The organism is Streptomyces sp. AC602_WCS936, from assembly GCF_019049125.1.
Classification (GTDB): Bacteria; Actinomycetota; Actinomycetes; order Streptomycetales; family Streptomycetaceae; genus Streptomyces.
Map to the genome: position 1 here is coordinate 124,283 of NZ_JAGMUF010000126.1, position 22,236 is coordinate 146,518.

At 70.8% G+C, this 22,236-nt stretch carries 22 protein-coding genes; 13 read left to right on the forward strand and 9 right to left on the reverse strand.

Translation table 11 applies throughout. The features are described 5' to 3' along the window. Positions 1 to 2: 2 nt before the first annotated feature. The 3 genes from KUM03_RS34150 to KUM03_RS34160 all read right to left on the reverse strand — a co-directional run bounded on the left by KUM03_RS34150 (position 3) and on the right by KUM03_RS34160 (position 2,887). Complete coding sequence (locus KUM03_RS34150) at positions 3 to 1,148, reverse strand: TIGR03364 family FAD-dependent oxidoreductase (protein WP_217254450.1); 1,146 nt, start codon at positions 1,146 to 1,148, stop codon at positions 3 to 5. A gap of 111 nt (positions 1,149 to 1,259) precedes the next feature. Continuing rightward, entirely contained in the window at positions 1,260 to 2,015 is a 756-nt protein-coding gene (locus tag KUM03_RS34155) for a GntR family transcriptional regulator (protein WP_217254451.1), read from the reverse strand. Positions 2,016 to 2,065: 50 nt separating this feature from the next. Continuing rightward, on the reverse strand, positions 2,066 to 2,887 hold the full coding sequence (locus KUM03_RS34160; protein WP_217254452.1) for a hypothetical protein: 822 nt from the start codon (positions 2,885 to 2,887) through the stop codon (positions 2,066 to 2,068). 263 nt (positions 2,888 to 3,150) lie between these two features. Here KUM03_RS34160 and KUM03_RS34165 point away from each other — a divergent pair, with 263 nt between their 5' ends. Further along, complete coding sequence (locus KUM03_RS34165) at positions 3,151 to 4,677, forward strand: PQQ-dependent sugar dehydrogenase (RefSeq protein WP_217254453.1); 1,527 nt, start codon at positions 3,151 to 3,153, stop codon at positions 4,675 to 4,677. 88 nt (positions 4,678 to 4,765) lie between these two features. Here KUM03_RS34165 and KUM03_RS34170 read toward each other — a convergent pair whose 3' ends face one another. Beyond that, positions 4,766 to 5,971, reverse strand: coding sequence for an ROK family protein (locus tag KUM03_RS34170; RefSeq protein WP_374225416.1), 1,206 nt, complete (start codon positions 5,969 to 5,971; stop codon positions 4,766 to 4,768). 56 nt (positions 5,972 to 6,027) lie between these two features. On the opposite strand from KUM03_RS34170, the gene KUM03_RS34175 reads away from it, so the two are divergent. From KUM03_RS34175 to KUM03_RS34185, 3 genes are all read left to right on the forward strand, one after another. After that, positions 6,028 to 7,107, forward strand: coding sequence for a Gfo/Idh/MocA family oxidoreductase (locus KUM03_RS34175; protein ID WP_217254454.1), 1,080 nt, complete (start codon positions 6,028 to 6,030; stop codon positions 7,105 to 7,107). 5 nt (positions 7,108 to 7,112) lie between these two features. After that, positions 7,113 to 7,595: a heme-degrading domain-containing protein gene (locus tag KUM03_RS34180; protein ID WP_217254482.1), complete on the forward strand. Its 483-nt coding sequence runs from the start codon at positions 7,113 to 7,115 to the stop codon at positions 7,593 to 7,595. Positions 7,596 to 7,703: 108 nt separating this feature from the next. After that, positions 7,704 to 8,585: an LLM class F420-dependent oxidoreductase gene (locus tag KUM03_RS34185; protein ID WP_217254455.1), complete on the forward strand. Its 882-nt coding sequence runs from the start codon at positions 7,704 to 7,706 to the stop codon at positions 8,583 to 8,585. Between the two features lie 63 nt (positions 8,586 to 8,648). Here KUM03_RS34185 and KUM03_RS34190 read toward each other — a convergent pair whose 3' ends face one another. The 4 genes from KUM03_RS34190 to KUM03_RS34205 form a co-directional block, all read right to left on the reverse strand. After that, a complete protein-coding gene (locus KUM03_RS34190; RefSeq protein ID WP_217254456.1) occupies positions 8,649 to 10,877 on the reverse strand; it encodes a choice-of-anchor A family protein in 2,229 nt (742 codons plus the stop codon). Between the two features lie 105 nt (positions 10,878 to 10,982). Beyond that, positions 10,983 to 11,840, reverse strand: coding sequence for a fumarylacetoacetate hydrolase family protein (locus tag KUM03_RS34195; RefSeq protein WP_217254457.1), 858 nt, complete (start codon positions 11,838 to 11,840; stop codon positions 10,983 to 10,985). A gap of 167 nt (positions 11,841 to 12,007) precedes the next feature. Beyond that, positions 12,008 to 12,724 carry a membrane protein insertase YidC gene (locus KUM03_RS34200; protein WP_217254458.1) on the reverse strand — a complete coding sequence of 239 codons (717 nt, stop codon included), beginning with the start codon at positions 12,722 to 12,724 and terminating at the stop codon, positions 12,008 to 12,010. 105 nt (positions 12,725 to 12,829) lie between these two features. Further along, entirely contained in the window at positions 12,830 to 13,150 is a 321-nt protein-coding gene (locus tag KUM03_RS34205) for a DUF6412 domain-containing protein (protein WP_217254459.1), read from the reverse strand. A gap of 160 nt (positions 13,151 to 13,310) precedes the next feature. On the opposite strand from KUM03_RS34205, the gene KUM03_RS34210 reads away from it, so the two are divergent. The 3 genes from KUM03_RS34210 to KUM03_RS34220 all read left to right on the forward strand — a co-directional run bounded on the left by KUM03_RS34210 (position 13,311) and on the right by KUM03_RS34220 (position 18,223). Further along, complete coding sequence (locus KUM03_RS34210) at positions 13,311 to 14,339, forward strand: SEC-C domain-containing protein (protein WP_217254460.1); 1,029 nt, start codon at positions 13,311 to 13,313, stop codon at positions 14,337 to 14,339. Between the two features lie 63 nt (positions 14,340 to 14,402). After that, positions 14,403 to 14,858, forward strand: coding sequence for an SRPBCC domain-containing protein (locus KUM03_RS34215; RefSeq protein WP_217254461.1), 456 nt, complete (start codon positions 14,403 to 14,405; stop codon positions 14,856 to 14,858). 215 nt (positions 14,859 to 15,073) lie between these two features. Beyond that, on the forward strand, positions 15,074 to 18,223 hold the full coding sequence (locus KUM03_RS34220; RefSeq protein ID WP_217254483.1) for a DUF3427 domain-containing protein: 3,150 nt from the start codon (positions 15,074 to 15,076) through the stop codon (positions 18,221 to 18,223). A 30-nt stretch (positions 18,224 to 18,253) separates the two neighbouring features. On the opposite strand, the gene KUM03_RS34225 is transcribed toward KUM03_RS34220, so the two are convergent. Next, positions 18,254 to 18,916: an ATP-binding protein gene (locus KUM03_RS34225; protein ID WP_217254462.1), complete on the reverse strand. Its 663-nt coding sequence runs from the start codon at positions 18,914 to 18,916 to the stop codon at positions 18,254 to 18,256. A 198-nt stretch (positions 18,917 to 19,114) separates the two neighbouring features. On the opposite strand from KUM03_RS34225, the gene KUM03_RS34230 reads away from it, so the two are divergent. The 6 genes from KUM03_RS34230 to KUM03_RS34255 all read left to right on the forward strand — a co-directional run bounded on the left by KUM03_RS34230 (position 19,115) and on the right by KUM03_RS34255 (position 22,190). Further along, positions 19,115 to 19,957 carry a helix-turn-helix transcriptional regulator gene (locus KUM03_RS34230; RefSeq protein ID WP_217254463.1) on the forward strand — a complete coding sequence of 281 codons (843 nt, stop codon included), beginning with the start codon at positions 19,115 to 19,117 and terminating at the stop codon, positions 19,955 to 19,957. Between the two features lie 6 nt (positions 19,958 to 19,963). After that, positions 19,964 to 20,167 (forward strand): DUF397 domain-containing protein, encoded by a 204-nt coding sequence (locus KUM03_RS34235; protein ID WP_217254464.1) that lies wholly within the window; start codon positions 19,964 to 19,966, stop codon positions 20,165 to 20,167. Between the two features lie 50 nt (positions 20,168 to 20,217). Beyond that, positions 20,218 to 20,538, forward strand: coding sequence for a hypothetical protein (locus KUM03_RS34240; RefSeq protein ID WP_308406472.1), 321 nt, complete (start codon positions 20,218 to 20,220; stop codon positions 20,536 to 20,538). Between the two features lie 69 nt (positions 20,539 to 20,607). Further along, a complete protein-coding gene (locus KUM03_RS34245; RefSeq protein ID WP_030180050.1) occupies positions 20,608 to 20,835 on the forward strand; it encodes a hypothetical protein in 228 nt (75 codons plus the stop codon). Positions 20,836 to 20,878: 43 nt separating this feature from the next. Continuing rightward, positions 20,879 to 21,322 (forward strand): DUF6879 family protein, encoded by a 444-nt coding sequence (locus KUM03_RS34250; RefSeq protein WP_254400317.1) that lies wholly within the window; start codon positions 20,879 to 20,881, stop codon positions 21,320 to 21,322. Positions 21,323 to 21,344: 22 nt separating this feature from the next. Continuing rightward, positions 21,345 to 22,190 carry a helix-turn-helix transcriptional regulator gene (locus KUM03_RS34255; protein ID WP_217254466.1) on the forward strand — a complete coding sequence of 282 codons (846 nt, stop codon included), beginning with the start codon at positions 21,345 to 21,347 and terminating at the stop codon, positions 22,188 to 22,190. Positions 22,191 to 22,236 lie beyond the last annotated feature (46 nt).

Sequence of the window (22,236 nt, forward strand, 5' to 3'; positions counted from 1 at the left end):
TGTCACCAGCCCAGTTCGTTCGCGGTGGTCTCGGCTATCGCGGGCGAGCAGGTCATGCCGCGCCCGCCGGGCCCGGTGACCAGCCAGACCCGGTCGCGCACCCGCTGCCGGTGCACGACCCGGCTCTTGTCGGTGCACTGCGCGTACACCCCGGCCCAGCGGCGCCGGATCTTCGGCAGCGGACGGCCGAGGAGGGACTCGACGACGCCGGTGAGGTGGTCGTAGGGGTCCTCGACGGTGTCGAAGGCGAAGGGGTGCTCGTACTCGTGGGTGTCGCCGATGGTCAGGCCGCCGTCGGCGCGCTGCACCATCAGCAACTGCATGGCGTGCTCGGCGGCCGTGGCGGGCTGCGGCTGCCGGGCGTTCAGCTCGTCCAGGGCGGGCGAGGCGTACGCCGGGTAGTAGCGGAAGCTGTCGGCGTCGGCGACCGAGGTGGTCAGCGGTTCACCGAGGGGGTCGGTCTGCATCATCTGGAGGCGGACTCGGCGCACGGGCAGGTCGGGCCCGGCCAGTTCGCGGACGAGGCCGCCGAGCCAGGCGCCGGTGGCGAGGACGACGGCATCGCCGGTGTGCGTGTCGCCGTGGTCGTCGCGGACGGCCCTCTCGCCGACGACCTCGCGGACCTCGCGGCCGGGCAGGAAGGTGTAGCGCGGGGACGTACGGAGTTCCGCGCGCAGGGCGAGCTGGGCGGTGCGCGGTTCCACGGCGGCGTCGCGCTCGCAGTACAGGGCCGCGTCGAAGTCGCCGCGCAGGGCGGGGTTGACGGCGCGGGCCTCGCCCGGGGTGAGCAGCTTGTAGCCGCGGGCGGCGGCGTCCGGGCGCGCCACGGCCGCCTCGGCGACGGCGTGCTCCAGGTCGCCGCGTACGGGGGTCAGGGAGCCGTTCGGGCGGAAGCCGAGCGCCGGGACGCGGGCGCCGATCTCCTCCCACAGCTCCCGGGCCCGCAGCGCGGTCTCCAGCTCCTCGCCGCCCGCGCGGCCACTGACCCAGATCTGGCCGAAATTGCGCAGTGAGGCGCCGCGGGCCTCGCTCTCGCGCTCGATCTGTACGACCTCATGGCCGCGGTTCACTGCGTGCCAGGCGTGCATGGTTCCCACCACGCCGGCTCCGACGACTATCACTCTCACGACCGCCACGCTCCTTGCCATCGGGGAACCGGAGGAATCCGGCTGACTACGAGAGCGTGAACTGGTCGTCACGTTTGGGCTAGACCCGTTATCCTTTCGTTACTGGTGCGGGGTGATCGGTCCGGGCGTTTTTCAGCCGCGCAGGTGGGTGGTGAAGGAGAAGCGGTCGCCGCGGAACAGCGTGCGCACCCGCTCCAGCGGGCGGCCCTCCGTGTCCCGGGAGACACGGTGGATCAGCAGCATCGGGAGGGCCGGCGGGGTGCCGATGAGCAGGGCCTCGCGCGGGGTGGCGAGCACCGTCTCGATGCGTTCGTCGGCGTCGCCGAAGGCGATGCCCTGCCCGGAGAGGAAGGCGTAGAAGGACGAGTCCGGGTCGAAGGCGGCGTCCAGGTCGGGGACGCGGGCCACGGAGACGTACGTGCTCTCCAGGCCGACCCGCTCGTCGTCCGCGAGCAGCACGCGCTCCAGGTGCCAGACGGGCTCGCCGCGCGTGAGGCCGGTCTCGGCGGCGAGCGCTTCGGGGCAGGGGAAGCGGTCGAGGGTGACGAGCGAGCGGCCGGGGGTACGGCCCTGGCGCCGGACGCCCTCGGTGTAGCTGGCCAGGGACAGCGGCTGCTCCAGCTTGGGGCCCGCGACCACGGTGCCGCGCCCCCGCCGGCGCAGCTTGCCCTCCAGCACGAGTTCACGCAGCGCCTGCCGCACGGTCTCGCGGGCGACCTCGTACCGCTCGGACAGGTCCCGTTCGGTGGGGATGGCGCTGCCCTCCCCCAGCTCGCCGACCAGTCGGTCGATCCGCGCCTTGACGGCGTAGTACTTCGGCACACGTCCGTGCTCCGGGATCCCGGAGCGCACGGGGGCGCCCGGGGCCTGGTCGTTCGGGTAGTCCACGGAGGGATGTTCGCAGACGGGGGTGTCGGCAAGTGGCCGGGGAGTGCCGGTCAGCGGCGCCGGCGGGCCAGCAGTACCGCCGCGCCGCCGGCGGCGACGAGCAGGACGGTGGCGCCCAGGGCCGCGTCGGGGCGGCCGATTCCGGTACCGGCGAGTTCGTCGGCGGAGGGCGGGGCGGTGTTCTGGTCGTCCGGGGTGGCGGCGACGGAGGGGGTGGCGGGGTCGGTGCTCCGGCCGGTGGACGACTCGCCGCCGGGGTCTGTGGGCGAGGGGTCGGCCGGTGCCGGTACGCCGTCGTGGATGCGGAAGCGGTAGTCGTTCGACTGGCCGATCCACTCGCCGTCGCCGCCACGGCGCTGGACGACGGCGGCGTTGGCGGTGACCTCGTCGGCCTCGGCGTCCGAGGTGAGCGCGAGCCGCACCTTGACGGTGAGGGTCTTGCCGGGACCGACGGTGAAGCCGGGGAAGCCCTCGCGCCCGCTCTCACCGAAGGCGCCGATCAGCTCGTCCCGGTCGGTCGGCTCGAAGGCGACGGGGTGCGGCCGGCCCCCGTCGTAGAACTCCAGGCGGGGCTGCGACGGCTCCAGCGTCCGCTTCTCGTCGACCAGGACGACGACCGGGTGGATGCTCTCGCAGGTGCGGGAGGTCGTGTTGGTGAGGTCCAGGTACCAGGTGCCGTAGCCGCCGCCGGCCTCGTAGGCGGAGGGGCCGCCGTGGATGCGGGTGGTGAGGGGGAAGGTGTGGTCGTCCGGGGCCGTGCAGGCGGGCAGCGGGACCTGCGGGTCCGCGTGCGCGGGGGTGGCGGGCGCGGAGGCGACGAGGAGGGCGGCTGCCGCCATCAGGCAGGGGGACACGGGCGTGAACAGTCGCATAAGCACATGAGCGTGCCGGTGGATCGCGGTCGCGGACACCGCCATTCGGGCCAGGACGCCCGGATGGCGGACGGACACCCCTCGACCGGCGGAGGCGTCCGGTGGGGCGCCCGGCACCGTTTGCGCCAGACGGCGCGAAAGTGGCGCGATCGCGTGTTGCCGCCCCGCTTCACGAGCCCCAGCCTGAGGGGCGGGAGCGCTCCCACACTCCGAGAGGCGAGAGGACCCACATGCAGTCTTGTCATATACATGATCGCCCGTCCGTGCGGCTGGGGCGCCGTCTGGTGCTACTCCTGAGCACCCTCCTCCTGGCCGTCCCGGCCCTTCTGCTGACGGCCCTCGCCCCCTTGCCCGCCGCGGCCGCCGACACAAACGCGCCGCCCGTCCCCCTCCCCTCCCTCAGCGCCACCACCACCCAGGTCGCCTCCGGCCTGAGACGGCCCACCGCCCTCGTCGCCCCCGACGACGGCACGGACCGGCTCTTCATCACCGAGAAGTCCGGCCGGGTCCGCGTCTACCACCCGGACACCGGCCTGGCCTCCACCCCGCTGCTCGACATCACCCCGTCCGTGGACGAGTCGGGCAACGAACGCGGCCTGCTCGGCATCGACCTCCCGCCCGACTTCGCCGACAGCCGGGACGTGTACCTGGCGTACACCGCGCTGCCCGACGGCGCGGTCACCCTCGCCCGCTACCGGCTCGACGAGTCCCGCCTGGAGCCCCTGCTCGCCCAGCCGCACGCCGAGTACAGCAACCACAACGGCGGCCAGCTCGCCTTCGGCCCCGACGGCCACCTGTACTGGAGCATCGGCGACGGCGGCGGCTCCGGGGACCCGTTCCGCTCCGGCCAGCGGCTGGACACCCTGCTGGGCAAGATCATGCGCATCGACGTGAGCCGCGCCTGCGCTCCGCTCGCGTACTGCGTCCCCGACGACAACCCCTTCGTCGACACCCCCGGGGCCCGCCCGGAGATCTGGCTGTACGGCCTGCGCAACCCGTGGCGCTTCACCTTCGACCGCGCCGACGGCTCGATGTGGATCGGCGACGTCGGCCAGGGCCGCTGGGAGGAGATCGACCACCTCCCCGCCGGACAGGGCGGGCTGAACCTGGGCTGGTCCTGCTACGAGGGCCTGGAGAGGTTCGAGGGCGGCGACTGCGCGCCCGGCGGACAGTACACCGAGCCGGTCTTCACCTACTCCCCGTACACCGGCGGCTGCTCGGTCATCGGGGGGCACGTCTACCGGGGCCGGGAGTACGCCGACCTGGTCGGCGGCGTGTACATCGCCACCGACTACTGCTCGTCCACCGTCTGGGCGCTGCGTCCCGACGGCCGGGGCGGCTACGAGCAGGCCGAGATCGGGGAGATGCCCACGCAGGTGACGTCGGTCGGTACGACCGTCGACGGGGAGTTCTACGTGGTCAACGACCTGCCGGGCGGCCTGCACCGGGTGTCGTTCGCACAGGAGGAGCCGACCTGCCGGGTGGACCGGACGGTGACCGCCTGGGGCACCGGCACGACGGTCGACCTCACCGTCACCAACACGGGCGGCACTCCGGTCAGCGGCTGGACGCTCGCGTTCCCGCTGCCCCTCGGGCAGACGGTCGTCTCCGACTGGAACACGGAGCTGACCCAGGGCAGCAACACGGTCTCGGCTACCAACGCCCCGCACAACGCCACGATCGCGCCGGGCGCGAGCGTCTCGCTGGGCTACCTGACGGAGCACACCGGCGACGCGTCGCCGCCACCGCGGTTCACGCTCAACGGGGACGCGTGCGCGGTGGGCCGCTGAGCGGCCGCCCCACTGAGCCGCCGGGCGTCGGTCCTGGCCGGCGCAGCCTCCGGAGTCTGCCCGGCACCGGGGCGCCGGCCGCGCCCCGTCAGGCGTCGCCCCGCCCGAAGAGCGGCGCGAGCAGCAGCTGGGCGGCGCCCTCCGCCACCCCGCGCGTCCCGCCGGGCGCGACCCGCACCGGTACGGCACCGTGCTGACCGCCCTCGCGCCGGGCGCGGGCGTCCAGGACGGCGCCGACCCCGTGGACGAAGGCCTCGGGTGCGGCGGCGACGGTACGGCCGCCGAGCAGGACCAGGTCGATGTCCAGCAGCCCGGCGAGGTTCGCGGCGCCCGCGCCCAGCACCCTGGCCGCCTCCGCGAGGTCACCGCGGGCGACGGCGGCCAGGCACAGGGCCTCCGTGCAGCCACGGGCGCCGCAGGTGCAGGGGGGACCGTCCAGCTGGATCACCTGGTGCCCGAACTCGCCCGCGCCGGTCCGGGCGCCCCGGTGCACGCCCCCGCCGATCACGAGACCGGCGCCGAGTCCCGTACCGAGGTGCAGGTAGGCGAACGAGCCGCCGTCGCCGCCCTCACCGCCGACGGCGAGGCCGAGCGCCGCCGCGTTGGTGTCCTTGTCGACGACGACCGGCAGCCCGAGCCGCCGCGCCAGCGCGTCCCGCAGCGGGAACCCGTCCCACTCCGGGAAACCGGTGACGCGGTGCAGCACGCCCCGGACGTGGTCGAGCGGGCCGGGGAGCGCGACACCGAGGCCGAGCAGACCGGGGACGGCGGCGAGCGTCCCGTCCGACGACCGCAGCGCACCCGCGACCAGCTCCCGCGCCGCCCGCGCCACCCCCTCCACCACGGCCCGTGCCCCCGCCCCCAGATCCAGCCCGGAACGCCGCTCCGCCACCACGGCCCCGTCGAGATCGACCAGCACCGCCCGCAGCTCGTCCCGGTCGAGGTGCACGCCGATCGCGTGGCCCGCCTCCGGGACCAGGCGCAGTACCGTACGCGGCTTGCCCCCCGTGGACGCACGGCGTCCCGCCTCGGCGGCGAGGCCGTCCTCCCGGAGCCGGGCGGTGATCTTGCTGACCGCCTGCGGGGTGAGTCCGGTCCGCTCGGCGAGCTCGAGCCGGCTGATCCCCCCGGCACCGGCGGTGCGCAGCAGGTCGAGCACCAGCGCTGTGTTGTGGCTGCGCAGGGCGAGCAGGTTGGCCCCGCCTCCGGCGCCCAGCACCCCGCCCCCGGCCGCGACGGGGACCGCGCCCGTTGCGCCCGTACCCGACGCTCCTCCTCCGTCGCTCCTGTTCACGCCCCCATTGTCCCCGGCGCTTGCACTTTGGCAACACCGTTGCGAAAGTGGGTGTCATGACTGGTACTCCTCCCGGCAGCCCCCTGCGCGTCGGCCTCGTCGGCTACGGACTCGCGGGCTCCGTCTTCCACGCCCCGCTGATCGCCGCCACCGAGGGCCTGGTCCTGGACACGGTGGTCACCTCGAACGCCGACCGGCAGCAGCAGGCCCGCGCCGAGTTCCCGAACGTACGGACCGTCGCCACCCCCGACGAGCTGTTCGACCGGGCCGCCGAGCTGGACCTCGTCGTCATCGCGTCCCCGAACAAGACGCACGTGCCGCTCGCGCGGCGGGCCATGGAGGCCGGTCTGCCGGTCGTGGTGGACAAGCCGGTCGCGGGCACGGCGGCCGAGGCCCGCGAGCTCGCGGCGCTGGCCGAGGAGCGCGGCCTGCTGCTCTCCGTCTTCCAGAACCGCCGCTGGGACAACGACTTCCTGACCCTGCGCAAGCTGCTCACCGAGGGCGCCCTGGGCGACGTATGGCGCTTCGAGTCCCGTTTCGAGCGCTGGCGGCCGAAGCCGAAGGGCGGCTGGCGCGAGTCCGGCGACCCGGCGGAGATCGGCGGTCTCCTGTACGACCTCGGCAGCCACGTCGTCGACCAGGCCCTCGTCCTGTTCGGCCCGGCCACGCAGGTGTACGCCGAGTCGGTCGTGCGGCGCGCGGGCGCCGAGGCGGACGACGACACGTTCATCGCGATCACCCACGCGAACGGCGTCCGCTCCCACCTCTACGTCTCCTCCACCGCAGCCCAGCTCGGCCCGCGCTTCCGCGTCCTGGGCTCGAAGGCCGGATACGTCAAGCACGGCCTGGACCCGCAGGAGGCGGCGCTGCGCGAGGGCAAGCGGCCGGGCCCCGGCTGGGGCGAGGAGGACGAGTCGCTGTGGGGCCGCGTGGGCGCCGGGGAGTCCCCGGTGACCGGCGGCGGCAGCGTGGAGGCGACCGTGCCGGGCGACTACCCCGCGTACTACGCGGCGGTGGCGAGGGCCCTGCGCGAGGGCGGCCCGAACCCGGTCGGCGTCCGTGAGGCGGCCGCCGCCCTGGACGTGCTGGAGGCGGCCCGCAAGTCCGCCCGCGACGGTCTGGTGGTGACCCTGTGAGCCCTGTGAGCCCCTCCCCCGACGCCGCCGCCCCGACCGTGGACGAACTGGAGGCCCAGGAACGCCGCCTGGTCTTCCGCCGGTTCACCAACGACGACGCGTGGGCGCTGGGCTCCCTCCTGGTCGAGCTGGCCCGGGAGCGCGAGGCGCCGGTCGCCATCGACATCCACCGGGCCGGCCAGCAGCTCTTCCACGCGGCCCTGCCCGGCTCGACGCCCGACAACGACGCCTGGATCGCCCGCAAGCGCCGCGTGGTGGAGCGGTACGGTTCCGCGTCGTACCTGGTCGGTTCCCGTTTCCGGGCCAAGGGCACGACGTTCGAGGAGTCCTCGCGCCTCGACCCCGACACGTACGCGGCGCACGGCGGCTCCTTCCCCGTCACCGTGGCCGGCGTCGGAGTGGTCGGCGCGGTGACGGTGTCCGGGCTGCCGCAGGTGGAGGACCACCGGCTGGTGGTGGAGGCGCTGGAACGCTTCCTGGGCGAGTAGGAGCTCTCGGATCTCTCCCCGTGTGGTCGGGGAATCAGCGGTGGGTACCCGTGGTTGGCAGGCAGGTACGCAGGATGATCACGGTGCCCACCGGAGGGATCTCAACCGATGAACGACGCGACGGCTTCGCCGAAGGGCCTCAAGGAATCGGTCGGACGGTACGGCGTCTGGAGCGCGGCCCTGCGCGCCGACGACCCGGCCCGCCGCGGGGAACGGGTCGGGGCCGTCGCCGAGCTGGAACGGCTCGGGTTCGGCGCCGTGTGGCTGGGCGGCAACACCTCCGCCCAGGACGCGGCCCCGCTGATCGAGGCGAGTGAGCGCATCGTCGTCGGCACCAGCATCCAGAGCATCTGGGAGCACCAGGCCTCCGAGACCGCGGCCCGCTTCGCCGAGCTGGAGGTGGCCCACCCAGGCCGCTTCCTGCTCGGCCTCGGCGTGAGCCACGGCCCCCGCGTGGAGGGCTACAGCCGCCCGTACTCGACGATGGTCGACCACCTCGACGACCTCGACAGGGCGGGCGTGCGGCCCGGCCACCGCGTGCTGGCGGCGCTCGGCCCGAAGATGCTGGAGCTGTCCCGGGACCGGGCGGCGGGCGCGATCCCGTACCTGGTCACCCCCGAGCACACGGCGCAGGCCCGCGAGCGGCTGGGCGAGGGCCCGCTGCTGGCCCCGGAGTTCAAGGTGGTCCTCGACTCCGACCCGTCCCGCGCCCGCGCGACGGCCCGCGCCTACCTCGGCCGCTACCTGGAGCTCCCGAACTACACCAGGAACTTCCTCAACCTCGGCTTCACCGACGCCGACGTCACCGGCGGCGGCAGCGACCGCCTCATCGACGCGGTCTTCGCCTGGGGCGACGAGTCCACGATCCGCACCCGCGTCGACGCCTTCCACGACGCGGGCGCGGACCACGTCGCCCTCCAGCTGGTGGAGGACGACATGACGTCCCTGCCCGGGGAGGGCTGGCGCCGGCTCGCCTCGCTCCTGAAGTGAAACACCGGCCGCGGGGCTGCTGCCCCGCGGCCGGCGCATGAATCGTTCCGGACGCGTCGCTACCTACTTGTCCCCGTAGCCGCCGTCGCCGTCGCCGTAGCCCCCGTCGCCGTGGTCGCCGTCACCATCTCCGTCGCCGTCGCCGTCGCCGTCGCCGTCCGAATCGTCGCGCTCGTTGTCGATCCGCACGGTGACGCCGTCCTCGGCGTTGTCCTCGGTCAGCTCGTAGGGTCCGGTGACCGGGTCCGCGGGCAGCTCGTACCCGTCGGGTACGGCGGTCTCCCGCAGGTAGTACGTGCCCGGCTCGAGTCCGTCGAAGGCACAGCCGCCGGAGGCGTCGGTGGTGCACGTCCCGGTCAGGGTGTCGGGGTCGGCTCCGTCCGTCTGGAGACCGGCCTCACCGTTGGTCTCCTCCCACAGCTCGAACTCCGCCCCGGCGAGGGCCTCCCCGCTCTCGGCGTCCGTCTTCTCCACCTCGACGGAACCCTCGTCCTCGGGACCGGGGCCGGGCTCGTCCTCGGCGGTGTTCTCCGCGTCGGCCTGGACTCCTTCGCCGAGGTTCTCGTCCGTCAGCACCAGCGGCCCGAAGACGTTCGGGTCGGGCAGCTCGTAGCCGTCGGGCGCGGCGGTCTCACGCCAGTAGTACGTACCGGTGTCCACCGACCGCGCGCACAGCCCGAGGGCGCCGGTCACGCAGGAGCCGCCGACCTGGGTGTCGGGGTCGGCACCGTCCGTCTGCAGACCCTCCGTACCGTTCGTCTCCTCCCAGAGCTCGAACTCCGCGCCCCGCAGTGCCTCGCCCGTCTCGGCGTCCGTCTTCCTGACCCGGACCTGCCCCGACTGCGGGCCGGGATCGTCACCGGCCGTGTTCTCGGCGCCGACCTGGACTCCGTCCTCGGCGTTGTCCTCGGTCAGCTCCAGCGGGCCGAACACGTTGGGATCCGGCAGCTCGTAGCCGTCCGGCGCGGTCGTCTCACGCCAGTAGTACGTGCCCGGCTCGACCGTCTGCGCGCACATGCCCTCCGCGTCGGTCGTGCAGACACCGCCGACCTGGGTGTCGGGGTCGGCGCCGTCCGTCTGGAGACCGGTGACGCCGTTGGTCTCCTCCCAGAGCTCGAACTCGGCCCCTGCCAGGGCGTCCCCGCTCTCCGCGTCCGTCTTCCCGACCCGCACCTCACCGGTCACCGGGTCCGGCCCGGGCCCGGGGTCGTCACCGCAGGACGGCAGGTCGCCGTCGAACGGGTAGGCGTGGAACTCGACGCCTGTCTGCGGGCTGGTGTGGGTGATGGAACCGCCGCTGAAGAAGCGGCCGTTGATGCCGGGCAGCGACACCGTGGCCATCGAGTCCTGCTGCCCGACCAGCACGCTGCCCTGGAACTGGCCCGTGCCGACGAGGTCGACGGTGGTGGCGTCGGGGAAGTTCCACAGGAGACGTTCGCGGTAGGCGTTGAGCGGGTCGGTGGCGTCGTCGATGCCGCCGCTGTACGTGTTGATGACGCGGTCGGAACCGAGGATGTTCACAAGGATGGTCGCGTCGTCGGGGATGTTCTCGAAGACGATCCCCTGCTGGCCGCCGGTGGCGCTCGCGAGGTCGAAGTCCACGTTGAACACCTGGATGTCGGACGTCCCGTCGCCGGTGAACAGGGTCTGGTAGCCCTGGTTCACGGCCGTGCCGGTGGCGGGCCGGGACTGGCCGTCCACCCGCGCGTAGCACTGGCTGGCGTCGGTGAGCTGGTCGCGCAGCGCCAGGTAGGGCTCGGCGGCGTCCGGGTCGTACTCGAGGTCGCCGGTCACGGTCCCGGTCAGCGTCCCGGCGTAGCGGACGACCCCGCCGTCGGCGAGCAGTCGCTGCCCGTCGGCGACGGTGACGTCGCCCCCGGTGGTCAGGAAGTCCGCTCCGTCGGGCGGCGGCACGCGCGAGCCGACGCCCGCGATGCCGATGTCGTAGACCGCGCTGCCGCCCGCGTCCTTGTCCATGTCGAAGTCGTCGAGGACGACGACCCGGCCCTCCGCCTCGGCGGCCCGCCCGCGGACGAGGAAGTCGTCACCGGCGAAGACGTTGATGCCGTTGTCCCGTCCGGCGAACGGGCCGTTGTTGATCTCGGGGTACGGGTCCGGACAGTCGCCCGGCACGCACGGGCCGAGGCCGCCCGGCAGGGGATCGGCCTGCGCCGGGGATGCGCCCGTCCCGACGACCAGTACGGGCGCCAGGCCAGCCACGAGTGCGCACGCCAGTCCGGTCCGGCCGAGGCGGGGCCGGAGCGCGGCCATGCGTTGTCTGATGGAGTGCATGGCCGACAGGCTGTACGTCGGCCGCCCGCATTCCCGGGAAAACATTCCGGGACCGCACGACGATCACACGAACAGCCTCCCGGCGCACACTCCCGCCGGCCCGGCTCAGGCCCCCTTGAGCTCCTGCCGCTGCCGCCCGAGCCCCTCGACCTCCAGCTCGACCACATCCCCGGCCCGCAGATACGGCTTCGGCTCGGGCTGCCCCATCGCCACCCCCGCCGGCGTCCCGGTGTTGATGACGTCACCGGGGCGCAGCACCATGAACTGGCTGACGTACCGCACGACCTCCCCCACCGGGAAGATCTGGTCCGCCGTCGTCCCGTCCTGCTTCAGCTCCCCGTTCACCCACAGCCGCAGCGGCAGCCGCTGCGGGTCGGGCACCTCGTCGGCGGTCACCAGCCACGGGCCCAGCGGGTTGAACGTCTCGCAGTTCTTCCCCTTGTCCCAGGTCCCGCCCCGCTCGATCTGGAACTCCCGCTCGGACACGTCGTGCGAGACGGTGTACCCGGCGACGCAGGCGAGTCCTTCCTCGGCCGACTCCAGGTAGCGGGCCGTACGCCCGATCACGACCGCCAGCTCCACCTCCCAGTCGGTCTTGACGGAGCCGCGCGGCACGAGCACGGTGTCGTCCGGCCCGACCACGGTGTCCGGCGCCTTGAAGAAGACGACGGGCTCGGCGGGCGGCTCGGCCCCGGTCTCGCGGGCGTGGTCGTGGTAGTTGAGCCCGATGCACACGATCTTCCCGATGCGCCCCACGGGCGGACCGACGCGCAGCCCGGTCGCGTCCAGGGCAGGCAGCTCACCGGCCGCGGCCGCGGACCGTACGCGCTCCAGCGCGGCATCGTCGGCGAGCAGTGCCCCGTCGACGTCCGTCACCACGCCCGACAGGTCTCGCAGGGTTCCGTCGGCGTCGAGCAGCGCGGGCCGCTCGGACCCCGACGTTCCGACTCGCAACAGCTTCATGTACCCAACTCCTCGTTCGCGGGCCGGCCCGCCCGATGAGTGCGACCTGGGTGCGGCAGGGACGCGACAGCCATCGGAGGACTGTTCGATCCTCCAAGGTCCGGTTCCACTCCGCAATACCCCGTTCACGTACTGGACCGTAGCCACGCCTCTGGGGCGGGCGGCGCTCACCGGTAGAGCACGGCCCGCTCGACGGCGCTCCACGCCGTACTGGTGACCACGTACAGCGCGGCGGCCAGCGGTACGACGGCCACGGTGAGGAGCGTGAAGAAGGACATGAACGGCATGACCTTGGTGACCGCGCCGAGCCCCGGCACGGGCTCGCCGTCACCGGCCGACGGCAGCACCGGCCGGTCGGCCATCGTCCGCTTGGTCAGCCGGTAACTGAAGGCGGCGACCCCCGCGACCACGGCGAACAGCACCACGTACACGACCCCCGCACCGCCGACCACCCCGCCGTCACCGAGCGCGTCCGCCCACCGCCCGCCGAGCGGAGCGGCCAGGAGCCGGTGCGAGAGCAGTTCGTTGGCCTGCCCGCCGATCGTGGAGCTGGAGAAGAGGTGATAGAGCAGGAAGAAGGCCGGGATCTGGCACAGACTCGGCAGGCACCCCGACAGCGGCGACACCTTCTCCTCGGCGTGCAGTTCGAGCACGGCCCGCTGAAGCCTCTCCGGGTCCTTCGCATGCTTGCGACGCAGCTCGGCGACCTTCGGCTGGAGCGCGGTGCGCGCCTTCTGTCCGCGCGCGGCGGCCCGGGACAGCGGGTGGACGAGGAGTCGTACGAGGGCGGTGAACAGGACGATGGCGGCGGCCGCGGCGGACGCGCCGAACAGCGGCTGGAGCAGGTCGGCGAGGCGCTCGACCAGGCTGGCGAAAACGGACATGGGTGGGTGAGCCCTCCGGGGGTCTCGTCGTGCCGGGGTGAGGTGGAAACGGCGGCATGACGACACGACCCGCGCGGGGATGTGCCCTGGATGAGGGGAAGTGCCCTACGCGGTGGTCGCCGGGAGGGCGTGTCCGGGTGCTCGGGGCCGGCGGCGGCCGGGGGCGTCGGGATCGCGTTGCGGCAGGAAGGCCGTACGCAGGTCCCGGTCCCTGATGGCCGTGCGCACCCGGGTGCGGGGCACGGCGGGCGCGCAGCGGGCGGCGATGACGGCGCAGACGGCGAGCGCGGAACCGACGGCGGCGGTCGCGGCGAGCGCGACGGCGGCGGAGAGGCTGCCGAGGTCGACGGCGGCGACGGGAAGGACCACGAGGAGCAGTACGAGCAGCGCACGGGACACCCGAACCACGGTCCGTCCCCGGCTCATCCGCGCCCCTCCCCTCGGCTCACTCCCACACACGCGTTTGCCCCAGTTATACAGGAGCTGTGCGCGAGCCGGTACGGCCCCCGGACCGGGACCGCGCGTCCCCGGTCCCTGCCCCCCGGGCCCCTCACCATCGTCACCCCACGGCAGTACGGTGTCCTCCATGCGCCCCGACACGCCCGCCGAAAACGTCGACCACGCCGCCGAGGCGGCACGCCTGGAACGGACCGCCGGCCTCTATCCCGAGGACGCCGAGGCCCTGCTCCTGCGCGCCGCGGCCCACCTGGAGCTCTCCGGCGACCGCCCCGCCGCGAGCAAGCTCTACGACCGCCTGCTCGCCTCCGACGCCCCCTTGGAGAACCCGTCCCTGGTCCGCGCCCTGAAGGCGTCGAACCTGTGGGAGTACGGCCACGAGGCGGAGGCCAGGGCGATCATCGACGGCGTCCGCACGGCGTCGCCGCGCGATCCGGCCCCCTGGGTGATCGCGGCGGAGGCCTTGGAGGCGCACGACGAGCTGGAGGCGGCGCACGAGACGTTCACGGAGGGTGCCCGCCTCCTCCTGACGGACGTCCCGGAACCCCCGTACTCCACCCACCCCCTCCTCTACGGCCGCCACCGCGTCCGCCGCATGCTGGGCCTCGCCCACGACGAGTGGGACACCCTGGCCGACACCCTCCACACCATGCCGGTCTCCCTGGACGAGCTGCACGACCCGAAACGCGTCTGGTCCCTGGGCTCGGAGGACCCGGCCGACCTGGAGGCGGAGATCTCCCGCCTGCGCGCCGAGCTGGGCGCCTACCGCGAGGCCCTCTCCCGCCCCTTCCCGGTCGCCATGCTCCACTGGCCGGCCGCCGAGCTGACGGAACTCCTCGACGCGTACCCGTCCCTCTCCGCCGAGTACCCCTCCTACGACGCCCACCTGACGGCGACGGAGGCGGCCCTGCGCGAACTGGCCTCCTCCGGCACCCCCAACCTGGGCGTGGTCCGCGGCACGGTCCCCTCCTACGAGGCCTTCGCCGCCTCGGAGGGCACCTCCCCGGCCGACGCGACCCTCCTCCCCCAGTACGCGACGACGCTGGCGGCCCGGGGCCGCGCGGTGGCGTGGCCGCCGCAGCGGGGCGCGGCCTGCTGGTGCGGCTCGGACCGCCCGTACGCGGACTGCCACGGAGCGGACACCCCGACGGACCGATGAGAACCGGCGCCGTCGGACGTCTAAAGGTGCGACAGCGTTACTCACCCCGAGGAGACGGACACCATGAGCACCGACCAGACCTCCACCCCGGCCGACGGTTTCTCCTACACCCTGACCCGCACCCTCGACGCCTCTCCGGCCCAGGTCTGGCAGGCCTGGACCACCCCCGACCAGTACGCCCAGTGGGCCCACGCCGTCCCCGGCTCCGTCGAACTCGACGTCCGCCCCGGCGGCGCCTGGAAGGCCACGATGCAGACCCCCGACGGCGCCGAGTTCCCCCTGACCGGCTCCTACGTGGAGGTGGACCACCACAGCCGCCTGACCCTCGGCATGGACATCCCCGGCCGCCCCGACCCCACCCTGATGACCATGGAACTCACGGAGCAGGGCCCCCGCAACACCGTGATCGTCCTCAGCCAGACCTGCGAGACGGAGGAGGAGCGGGACATGGCGGAGGAGGGGAGCGGGATGCTGCTGGACGGGCTGGAGGGGTTTCTGGGGGACGGGGGGCGGGGCTGAGTACCTTTGGGCCGACCCGCGCCTGCCGACAGCACACCGACCTCACGTGGCGTGAACACTTCCCGGTGAAGTGTTCACGCCCCGCTCATTTGTGACTCTGCCCAACAACCGCGGCGGTGGTGTCAGGCGCGGCAGGTCCACCACCACCCGGCTCGGGTGTCAGTGCCTCCTGCTACAACTACCTCCACATCAACGTGGTGGTGAAGGGGGTCGGGGTGGAGCAGCCGGGGAATCGAGAGCAGCCGGTCGCAGGGGTCTACGAGCAGCTGATCACAGACCGTGTGCGCGGTGAACTCGAGCAGCTCGAGGGCGCAGGTTGGAAGGCCATCGACGCGATGGTCGGTGCAGAATCGTCACCCCATGTACTGGCCCGGCATGTCGGTGACATAGTGGCCCGCCATCTCACCCAACTGCGGCCTGATCACCGTGTGCCCTTTGTGAACCGAGTTCTTGAGTCTCTGGCAGACGACGTCAGTGAGCAGAGCGGTGCTGATTCCGTCAGTGCGGTCATCGAAGGACCCCGGCAGTTGCTGGCTCTGGCGGAGCAGGAAGCACCCGGTGCCTACGCGATCCGCCCGCTCACCCCGCTCTCCGAAACCTCACTTCTCACCAACTCCCCGGAAGACCTGAACCTCGGGGCGGAGTTGCGGGCCGAGTTGGCCACGGCCGACCGAATCGATCTGCTCTGCGCATTCGTGAAGTGGTACGGCATCCGGGTGCTGGAGGACTCCCTCCTCGCAGCGAAGGAACGCGGCGTCCCGATCCGGATCATCACCACGACCTACATGGGTGCTACGGAGCGGCGTGCGCTCGACCGGCTCGTGCGCGAGTTCGGCGCCACGGTGAAGGTGAATTACGAGACCCGCTCGACACGATTGCATGCCAAGGCATGGCTCTTCCGGCGCCGGACGGGATTCGACACGGCGTACGTCGGCAGCTCGAACCTGTCCCGTGCGGCACTGCTCGACGGCCTGGAGTGGAACGTTCGCCTGTCGTCGGTGGCCACCCCGGCGGTGATAGACAAGTTCGAGGCCACCTTCGACGCGTACTGGAACGACGTAGCGTTCGAGACGTACGACCCTGATCTTCACGGCGAGCGCTTGGACGCGGCGCTGGCCCAGGCGGGCGGCACCGGCCCAACCACCGATTTCAAGATCAATCTGTCCGGCCTTCAGGTCCATCCCTTCCCGCACCAGCGGGACATGCTGGAGCGGCTGAGCGCTGAGCGCGAGATCCGCGGACGGCACCGCAATCTTCTGGTCGCGGCGACCGGCACCGGGAAGACCGTGATGGCCGCCATCGACTACCGCGATCTGAGCAAGAGGGCCATCTCCGGTCGGCCCAGGTTGCTGTTCGTGGCGCATCGCAAGGAGATTCTCAAACAGTCCTTGCGTACGTACCGCGAAGTGCTGGACGACGCCTCGTTCGGCGAGCTGCTGTACGGCGGCAGCGAGCCGCACGAGTGGACCCACGTCTTCGCCAGCGTCCAGTCACTCAACGTCCAAAGGCTGGAGCAGTTGGCTCCGGACCATTTCGACGTCATCGTCATCGACGAGTTCCACCACGCTACGGCCGGCACATACCGTCGGGTGATCGACCACTTCGCGCCGAAGGAACTGCTGGGGCTCACCGCCACCCCGGAGCGGATGGACGGGCGCAATGTCCAGGACGAGTACTTCGAGGGTCGAATCGCCGCCGAGATGAGGTTGTGGGAGGCACTGGAGAACGACCTGCTCTCCCCCTTCCACTACTTCGGCATCCCTGACGGGACCGACCTGACGAATGTCACCTGGCAGAGGGGTTCGTACGCCGATCGGGAGCTCGGCAATGTCCTGACGGGCAACGTTGCGCGAGCCCGCATCGTGCTCAAACAGGTCCGGGACAAGATCTCCGACCCCGGTGGGATGCGTGCACTCGGCTTCTGCGTCACCAAGGCGCACGCCCACTTCATGGCCGACTACTTCCGCAAGGCCGGTCTTCAAGCTGCGGCTCTCGACAGCGACTCGCCCGCGGAGGTACGGACACAGGCTCTGCTCGACCTTCGAGACGGCAAGCTCCAGGTCATCTTCTCGGTGGACTTGTTCAACGAAGGACTCGATATCCCGGACGTGGACACGCTGCTCTTGCTGCGGCCCACCAACAGCGCCACCGTCTTCCTTCAGCAACTGGGGCGAGGGCTACGGCGCACCGAAACGAAGCCAGTACTCACGGTTCTCGACTTCATCGGACAGCACCGAGCGGAGTTCCGTTTCGAGGAGCAGTTCCGGGCCATGACCAACCTGTCGCGCAACCGGTTGGTGGAGCACATCGAGCGAGGCTTTCCGCAGTTGCCGTCCGGGTGCCAGATCATCCTGGAGGGCAAGGCGAAGAAGCTGGTTCTCGACAACATCAGAACCCAATTGGCCGCCACGGTGAAGACGCTCGTGAAGGAGGTCAGGGAGTACAGCACTCCGCTCCTCGCCGACTACCTCCGCGAGAGCCGCCGAGAAATCAAGGAGCTGTACAAGAACGGCAACTCCTGGACTCTGCTCCTACGTCGTGCCGGACTGGCCACCGAACCGGCCCCGCCGGGCGAGGAGGCGCTACTCAAGCGGGTCCACGCCTTCCTGCACGTGGACGATCCCGAGCGTGCGGAGGCCTACCTGAACCTTCTAGTGGACGACGCCCCGCCGTACGAGGAACTCGACCAGACCGACCAGGCCTACGCCCGCATGCTCTTCTTCAACCTGTGGGACAACGCGGGCGGGTTCACCAGCTTCTCGGAGGGGCTCGCGACTCTGGGTTCGCAACGAGCGTTGAGGGACGAACTCCGGCAGGTGCTGTCGTACGCCATCGACCGCGCCGACCATGTCCCGATCCCGCTGTCCGGCGGCCTCGGCACGGTGCCGCTGAAAGTCCACAGCTCGTACAACCGGTCGGAGATCCTGGCCGCCCTCGGCATCGCCCGATTCGGTGGACAGATGCCGAGGTCCTTTGCCCAGGGCGTGCAGTGGGCGGAGGAGTTCCAGACCGACGCTCTGCTGATCACGCTGGAGAAGGATGAGAAGGACTTCTCACCCACCGTCCGGTACAAGGACTACGCGATCAGCCCGAACCTCTTCCACTGGGAATCCCAGAACGCAACTTCCCCCGATTCCGCCACCGGCAAGCGCTACCAGCAGCACGCCGGTCGCGGCACCCACGTTCTGCTGTTCATGCGCCGCTACGCGAACACGGACACGGGCAAGTCCCAACCGTGGATGCTCCTGGGCCCGGCAACCTACGTCGAGCACACCGGCAGCAAGCCGATGGCCATCACCTGGCGCCTGGAGCAGCCACTCCCGGCCGACGTATGGACGTACTCGGCGGCGATCCAGGCGAGTTGATCTCAGTACGTCGGCCAGGACGCACCCTGCTCAGGGCAGTCGCGCTTCGCACTCCGCCTCGAAGTGCGATTGCGCCCGGTCGAGCGCGTCATCGATGTCCCATCCTCGCGCGCGGAACCAGTAGAGGAGGTCGGTGATGGCGTTGATGGCGGCCTCCTCCGCCAATACCGCCGTCACTCGGCCTTGATCGACCGACTGCCGCGAAGGTCCCGAGCCGCCGTACAGATTCAGCACGTCTGCGGCACGGGCCAGGCGCGGCAGCGGCATGTGCCGCCGCTCGGTCCACGTGACGTCGATACGGAACTCGCACCAGGTCACCTTGCGATCACCGGCAAGCTCCACGCCCCAGCGATCACTCATGGCGTCGACCAGCGCCATTCCCCGGCCATCCTCCGCTTCGAGGCTTCCGCACGCGAGCGTCGGAAGTGCGCGAGCATCCGGATCGTGCACTTCGATGCGCAGGTGAGAGCCATCGTGTGAGGCGACGAGAGTAGACGGCGTGTCCGGTCCGACGTGCCTGACGACGTTGGCGACGAGTTCACCGGCGCAGAGTTCGGCGGAGTCGACCAACTCGTGCAACCCCCAGTACTCCAGGTGGACGCGCAAAGCGCGCCGCAGTGCCCCCACCTGGTCTGCCGCCGCCTGAAACGGCAGCCTCCACGGACGCGTCATCTGCCATAGAGAGTCATTCATGCCTTACCCGCTCCCCACTACCAGTGCTTACTGTGACGGACTCGCGACTCAGAGTTGCATTGAAACTCTCGAAATGGAACTCTCATTGCGGATCGATGGGGGCACACGGCCATGGCACGCGCCCCCGGCGCACACCGTCTTGCCGCGACCGCCAGCGGGGCACGACGATCTACCGGACCAACGCGAAGGACTGAGGCCATGCCAGTCGGACCCACCACCCGTAGGCGCCAACTCGGCGCCGACCTGCGACGACTTCGGGAACTCAAGGGACTGACGCTTGAAGAGGCGGGCTCACGTGTCGGCATCTCGAAGGCGACGCTGAGTCGCTACGAGACGAAGGAGGGCACCGTCAAGTGGCCGGCCGTCGACGCTCTGTGCCGCGAGTACGACGCGACGGACGAAGAGCGCTCAGCTCTCGTCGAGTTGGCGAAGGGAGCCAAGATCCAGGGATGGTGGCGGTCGCTCGCCGATCCCATCCCCGACTCCATGAACCTGATGCTCACCTTGGAAGACGAGGTGGTGCGCGAGGACCACTACGCGTGCATGTACGTCCCCGGGCTCCTCCAGACGCGCGCCTACGCTGAGGCGGTCCATCGCGCTTCAGAGGTGCAATGTGACGAACGCGAAGTCCAGCACATGGTCGACATCCGCATGAAACGGCAGGAGTTGTTGGAGCGTGATGAGCCCCCGCGCATCTGGTGCGTGATCGACGAAGCTGCGATCCGCCGTCAGGTCGGAGGCCGTGAGGTCATGCGCCAGCAACTCGCCCACTTGTTGGCCTGCGCCGAGCGCCCGCACATCACCGTTCAAGTCCTTCCGTTCTCCTTGGGAGCGCATGCGGCCGCAGTCGGAAGCTTCGTCACACTTCGTGGTCAATCCCGTGAACTGGACGTCGTCTACGTCGACCTGCTCGGTGGTGGGCTCTTCATGGAGAAGCCGGAGGAACTGGAGCGATATAGGTTGGCCTTCGACTACCTCAGCGCCCAGGCGCTCGACCTCGAGTCCTCGGTCGAACTCATCGACCGAGTCAGCAAGGAGTGAGTCTTGATGGCAGCCGACCCGGAGCCCCGCTGGTTCAAGTCCTCCTACAGCGGCGGCAGCGGCACTGAGTGCGTGGAATGCGCTTACGTCTCACGTAGCGCGTTGATACGCGACTCGAAGCACATCGACGGTCCCACACTCGGCGTGCAGCTGAGCGCCTGGAGCCGATTCATCGACTCAGTACGCCGCGACTTGCAGCAGTCCTCCTGACCGACCGAGACGGCTACGGCCTCTTCACTCGCACGGGGAAGGGCGGAAACGTGGAGACCGGCGCATCCGCACCGCTTCGCTTGCTGACCGTCGATGACGTAAGGGCGGCTCTGCTCGCAGGCCATGGGTTCCCCGGCGACCAGGAGGCATTCGAGGTCGATCTGCAGCGCGCCCTGGAGGCGACCCCGGGGACCGACCTCACTTCCGTGGCCGCCGTGATCCTGGATTACCGGGGACGAATCCGCTTGCGCCAGGACCCCGATTTCGACGTCGCCGTCCAGGAAGGCATCGACCTCACGATGCATCTGAAGCGGGATGCTCGGGGCGAGGCCACTCATGAAGGCCCGACGCGTAGAAGTTCGTGCAAGTAACTGGCCCGCGGAACTGCGGCCACGCAAGCCTGGTCACCGCGACAGACCTCAATGCCACCGGAGGGCATCATGGCGCTGCACCGCCTGGGTAAGGACCCCGAGAGCCCCAATAACGGCTCTCCGACCGTGTACCTGGACGACGAGACGGGGAACTACATCCTGCAAGGCTGGCGGGTCACGGATGCTGAGCGCCTGGCGCAGCTGGACATTCCCGGACACGAGACAGTGATCGAGTTCCCCAGGCGCATGATGCAGTTCTTCCCGGAGGTGAGCGGCGGTGCCGCAGCCGACGTTTGAGGAGCTCTTCCGGTCAGCCCGGCACAGCGCCTATCACCTCGAGATGCGCGACGCGTACGGCCTTGACGAGGACTACCGGGAGTGGTCAGCGGGCCACCGGTTCGACCCGGCGGAGCGCTGGCCCTGGTGGATCGAGCTCGTCTCCTCGGCGGTCGCCCGCGGCGTGGCCGTGCACCGCGCTCGCGTCGTTTCCGAACCGCTGTCCTCCTACGCTCGGTACGAGTACGAACTGACCAGCGGGCACAACATCAAGGCCGGCGAAGACGTGCGCTGGCTACCCCGCAGGCAGGCTTCGGGCCTCGCTCTGCCGGGAAACGACTTCTGGCTCTTCGACGGCACGTCCGTCCTGTTCAACCACTTCGCCGGGGACGGGACCATGACCGGCGAGGAACTTTCGACCGACCAGAGCGTCGTCAGCCTGTGCGCCTCCGCGTTCGCTGCCGTCTGGGAGCGGGCGATCCCCCATGAGGAGTACCGGCCGACCTGACAGAAACCGCCCGCCACATCCCATGTCGACGTCATCCAGCATTCAGGAGGCCCGCGAGGCCCTGGGCAAGCGCCTGCGCGAGATCCGGAAGGACTCGGGTCTCACCGCCCGGGAGCTTGCCTTCAGGGTCGGCTGGCACGAAAGCAAGTGCAGTCGCATCGAGAACGGCCGTACGCCACCCTCCGATGACGATCTGCGCGCGTACACGCTGCACTGCGCCGCGGCCGACCAGACAGCCGACCTGATCGCCACGGCTCGCAACATCGACGGGGCTTACGTCGAGTGGCGACGTATGGAGCGTGCTGGACTGCGTCGTGCCCAGGAATCGGTCATTCCCTTGTGGGAGCGCACCCGGCACTTCCGCGCGTACTCGTCGTGGCTCATACCCGGCCCGTTCCAGACACCCGCGTACATCAGGGCACTGCTGACGTCTATCCGCGACCGCCGTGCACTGCCTGATGACCTTGAGGCGGCCGTCGACGTCCGAGTGAACAAGCAGCGCGTCCTGTACGAGGGAGCACGCCGCTTCGCCGTAGTACTGGAGGAGAGCACGCTTCGGCACCTGATCGGTGGGCCCGAGACCATGGCCGGGCAACTGGGACACCTGTTGTCGCTGGCGGCGCTCCCCAACGTCAGCTTGGGCGTGATTCCGCTGAGCACGGACCGCACAGCGCTGTGGCCGGTCGAGGATTTCTGGGTGTTCGACGACTCCCAGGTCAACGTCGAGTTGGTTTCCGCCTTCCTGACCATCACACAGCCCCACGAAGTCGGCATGTACGCACAGACCTTCGCCACCCTCGCCGACTCGGCGGTCTACGGCGCCCCCGCTCGCACGCTGATCACATCGGCGATCGACTCGCTCGGGTGAATACGTGCAAGTCGGCGCACGTTCGTTGAGCGGTGTTCCCAGGCAT